This window comes from Isoptericola sp. NPDC060257 (assembly GCF_042726645.1).
GTDB classification, from domain to species: domain Bacteria; phylum Actinomycetota; class Actinomycetes; order Actinomycetales; family Cellulomonadaceae; genus Isoptericola; species Isoptericola nanjingensis.
In genome coordinates this window covers 1-3989 of sequence record NZ_JBHXAW010000348.1, presented here as the reverse complement: position 1 = coordinate 3989, position 3989 = coordinate 1, and the positions used below count along the sequence as shown (strand labels likewise).

The 3989-nt window shown below is 71.0% G+C and carries 3 protein-coding genes and 1 riboswitch; of the genes, 1 reads left to right on the top strand and 2 read right to left on the bottom strand.

Translation table 11 applies throughout. From position 1 onward, the window contains the following. Nucleotides 1-47 precede the first annotated feature (47 nt). Together ACFWEK_RS19700 and glyA are read right to left on the bottom strand one after the other, a co-directional pair. The gene (locus tag ACFWEK_RS19700) at nucleotides 48-929 is read right to left on the bottom strand and encodes a bifunctional methylenetetrahydrofolate dehydrogenase/methenyltetrahydrofolate cyclohydrolase (RefSeq protein ID WP_430555137.1); all 882 of its coding nucleotides are present in this window, start codon (nucleotides 927-929) and stop codon (nucleotides 48-50) included. Continuing rightward, nucleotides 926-2209 (bottom strand): serine hydroxymethyltransferase, encoded by a 1284-nt coding sequence (gene glyA, locus ACFWEK_RS19695; protein WP_430544951.1) that lies wholly within the window; start codon nucleotides 2207-2209, stop codon nucleotides 926-928. The genes ACFWEK_RS19700 and glyA overlap by 4 nt, the downstream gene beginning before the upstream one ends. Nucleotides 2210-2249: 40 nt before the next feature. After that, nucleotides 2250-2337: riboswitch (ZMP/ZTP riboswitch) on the bottom strand. A gap of 255 nt (nucleotides 2338-2592) precedes the next feature. Here glyA and ACFWEK_RS19690 point away from each other — a divergent pair. Further along, complete coding sequence (locus ACFWEK_RS19690) at nucleotides 2593-3957, top strand: ABC transporter substrate-binding protein (RefSeq protein ID WP_430555136.1); 1365 nt, start codon at nucleotides 2593-2595, stop codon at nucleotides 3955-3957. Nucleotides 3958-3989 lie beyond the last annotated feature (32 nt).

Sequence of the window (3989 nt, the reverse complement as noted above, 5' to 3'; positions counted from 1 at the left end):
TCGCCCCAGAGGGACGACGGGCCCGGGCGTCCGTGCGGAGGCGCGGGTCAGCCCACCTGGCGCTCCGCGGTGTCCACGACGTTCGCCAGCAGCATGGCGCGCGTCATCGGCCCGACGCCGCCCGGGTTGGGCGAGTACCAGGACGCGACCTCGCGCGCGGCCGGGTCGATGTCGCCCACCACGCGCGACTTTCCTGTCTCCGGGTCGGTCTCCCGCGAGACGCCGACGTCGACGAGCACCGCGCCCGGCTTGACCATGTCCGCCGTGACGATCCCCTTGACGCCGGCCGCCGCCACGACGACGTCGGCCCGCTTGACGAGTGCCGGCAGGTCGGTGGTGCCCGTGTGGGTGAGCGTGACCGTCGCGTTGACGGCGCGCCGCGTGAGCAGCAGGCCGATCGAGCGGCCGACGGTCACGCCGCGGCCCACCACGACGACGTCCTTGCCCTGGAGGTCGACGTCGTGCCGCAGCAGCAGGTCGATGATGCCGCGGGGCGTGCAGGGCAGCGGGGAGGTGACCTCCTCGTTGACGCGCAGCACGAGGCGCCCGAGGTTGGTCGGGTGCAGGCCGTCCGCGTCCTTGTCCGGGTCGATCAGCTCGAGCACGCGGTTGGTGTCGACACTCTTCGGCAGCGGGAGCTGCACGATGAACCCGGTGCACGCCGGGTCCTCGTTGAGCCGCCGCACGGCCGCCTCGATCTCGTCCTGCGTGGCGGTGGCGGGAAGGTCCTCGCGGATCGACTCGATGCCGACCTCTGCGCAGTCCCGGTGCTTGCCGGCGACGTACCACTGCGAGCCCGGGTCCTCGCCCACGAGCAGAGTGCCGAGCCCCGGCACGACGCCGCGCTCGCGCAGAGCGGTCACCCGCTCGCGCAGCTCGGCCTTGATCGTGGCCGCGGTGGCCTTGCCGTCCAGGACCTGCGCGGTCACTGGGCCAGCCCGGGGTAGAGCGGGAAGTCGGCCGTGAGCTTCGCGACGCGCGCCGCGAGCGCGTCGACGTCGGCCGAGGCGCCGTCCCGCAGGGCGACGGCGATGATGTCGGCGACCTCGGTGAACTCGGCGTCGCCGAACCCGCGGGTGGCGAGCGCCGGCGTGCCGATGCGCAGGCCGGAGGTGACGCGCGGCGGGCGCGGGTCGAACGGCACGGCGTTGCGGTTCACGGTGATGCCGGCGTCGTGCAGGAGGTCCTCGGCCTGCTGGCCGTCGAGCGAGGAGTTCCGCAGGTCGACGAGCACCAGGTGCACGTCGGTGCCGCCGGTGAGGACGGACACGCCCTGCTCGGCGACGTCCGCCTGCGACAGCCGCTCGGCGATGATCTGCGCGCCGCGCAGCGTGCGCTCCTGGCGGTCCTTGAACTCGTCGGTGCCGGCGACCTTGAACGCCACGGCCTTGGCCGCGATCACGTGCATGAGCGGGCCGCCCTGCTGGCCCGGGAACACCGCCGAGTTGATCTTCTTGGCGTGCTCCTCCTTGCTCAGGATGAAGCCGGACCGGGGCCCGCCGATGGTCTTGTGCACCGTGGAGGACACGACGTCGGCGTGCGGCACGGGGCTCGGGTGCAGGCCCGCGGCCACGAGGCCGGCGAAGTGCGCCATGTCGACCCAGAGCTTGGCGCCGACCTCGTCCGCGACGTCGCGGAACGCCGCGAAGTCGAGGTGGCGGGGGTAGGCGGACCAGCCGGCGATGATGACGTCCGGGCGGTGCTCGAGGGCGCGCTTGCGGACCTCGTCCATCTCGATCCGGTACGACTGCGGGTCCACGCCGTAGGCGCCGACGTCGTAGAGCTTGCCGGAGAAGTTGATCTTCATGCCGTGCGTGAGGTGGCCGCCGTGGGCCAGCTCGAGGCCGAGGATCTTGTCGCCCGCGTTGATGAGGGCGTGCAGCACGGCCGCGTTGGCCTGCGCGCCGGAGTGCGGCTGCACGTTGGCGGCCTCGGCGCCGAACAGGTCCTTGGCTCGGGCGATCGCGAGGTTCTCCGCGATGTCGACCTGCTCGCAGCCGCCGTAGTAGCGGCGGCCCGGGTAGCCCTCGGCGTACTTGTTGGTCAGGACGCTGCCCTGCGCCTGCAGGACGGCGCGCGGCACGAAGTTCTCGCTCGCGATCATCTCGAGGGTGTCGCGCTGACGGGTCAGCTCGCCCTCGAGGACGGCGGCGATCTCGGGGTCGAGCTCCGCCAGGGGGGCGTTGAACGTGGGATCGGGAGTGCTCATCAGGCGTTCTCCAGCTGTGTCGGACGGACGTGTCGGACGACGACCGGGCCCAGGCGAACGACCCGTCGTCTGCACAGCGCGTCGCTCCCCGGTGGTGATCCACCTGTACGCCAGTCGCGACCCTCGCGATCCTAGCCGATCGACCCGCCCCGGGTCCCGGGCGACCACGGCGTCGCGCCTCCCTCGCCGGGCCCGTGCTCGCCCGCGACCCCGAGGATTCTCGCGACTCCGTCTTCATCGTTGCAGAGGCGTGACCTGGGCCACTTGACCACGCCGCCCGAGCCGTGCCACATTGGGCGCCGTCGATGGTTCTTCATCGATGTAAACCGCATCGGGGCGACGCCGCGCCGGAGCGGCCCGGATCTCCCCGAGAGGACCCCGTGATGAGGAAGTCACGACTGATCGCCGGCATCGCCACCGCCCTGGTGGCCGCCAGCACCCTCGCCGCCTGCGGCTCCGGCGGCGGGAGCGGCACCGACGACGGCACGCTCACGTTCATGTTCCGCGGTGGCGACGACGAGAAGAAGGCCTACCAGGAGGCCATCGACCGCTTCACCGAGGACACCGGTGTGAAGGTCAAGATGATCGTCACCTCGGCGGACCAGTACGCCCAGAAGCTCCAGGCCGCCGTCGCGGGCAACAAGGTGCCCGACGTCTTCTACATCGAGCAGGCCAGCCTGCAGTCCTACGTGAGCTCGGGCGTCCTCATGGACATCACGGACCAGGTCGCCGAGCAAGGGGTCGACCTCGACAACATCTGGCCGTACGGCGTCAACTCCTACCGGTTCGACGGCACGACCCAGGGCACACCCGAGGGCAAGCTCTACGGGCTGCCGAAGGACATCGGCCCGTTCGCGTTCGGCTACAACGCCGACCTGCTCGAGAAGGCCGGCGTCGAACGGCCCGACCCGGACGAGCCCCTCACCTGGGACGAGTGGCTGAAGATCTGCGAGAAGCTCACCCAGGACACCGACGGCGACGGCGAGACCGACCAGTGGGGCACCGGCCTCAACGTGCAGTGGAACTCGCAGGCCTTCGTGTGGAGCAACGGCGGAGACTGGACCAACGAGGACCACACGCAGGTCACCGTCGACACCCCGGAGTTCGCCGAGGCGATCCAGTTCATCGCCGACCTCACCGCCGACGGCGTCACCCCCAACCCCGAGCAGGCCCAGACGCTCGACACCTACCAGCGCTTCATGGCCGGCGAGATCGGCTTCTTCCCCGTCGGCCCGTGGGACATGAGCGCCTACAACGACCTCAACTTCGAGTACGACCTCATGCCCTGGCCCGTCGGCAAGACCGGCGAGCCCGCCACCTGGGTCGGCTCGCTCGGCATCGGCGTCTCGAACACCACGGACCTGCCCGAGGACGCGGTGAAGCTGGCCACCTACCTGTCCACCGACGAGGCCGCGCAGCAGACGCTCGTCGACGCCAACGTCCAGATCCCGAACCGGATCGACACGGCCAAGGAGTGGGCGGCCGAGGCCGAGAAGGACGACGCGGTCGAGCCGAAGAACCGCCAGGAGTTCCTCGACATCGCCGAGGACTACGGGCGCGAGATGCCGGCGTCGTTCACCTACGGCGCCGAGTGGTACGACGAGCTCTGGGTCGGCATCCAGCCGGTGCTGGACGGCAAGCAGAAGGCCGCCGACTACCTCGCCGAGGTGCAGCCGCGCATGCAGGAGCTGCTCGACCAGTCGAACGCCCAGGCGGAGCAGGCGGCGGCAGCAGGCTCCGCGCCCTGATCCGGCCCTGACCTGGTCCCGCGGTGCGGCCG

What these genes read in the sequence shown, in the direction of transcription:
- glyA (WP_430544951.1), bottom strand. Translation starts at nt 2,209, where the DNA reads ATGAGCACTCCCGATCCCACGTTCAACGCCCCCCTGGCGGAGCTCGAC.
- ACFWEK_RS19690 (WP_430555136.1), top strand. Translation starts at nt 2,593, where the DNA reads ATGAGGAAGTCACGACTGATCGCCGGCATCGCCACCGCCCTGGTGGCC.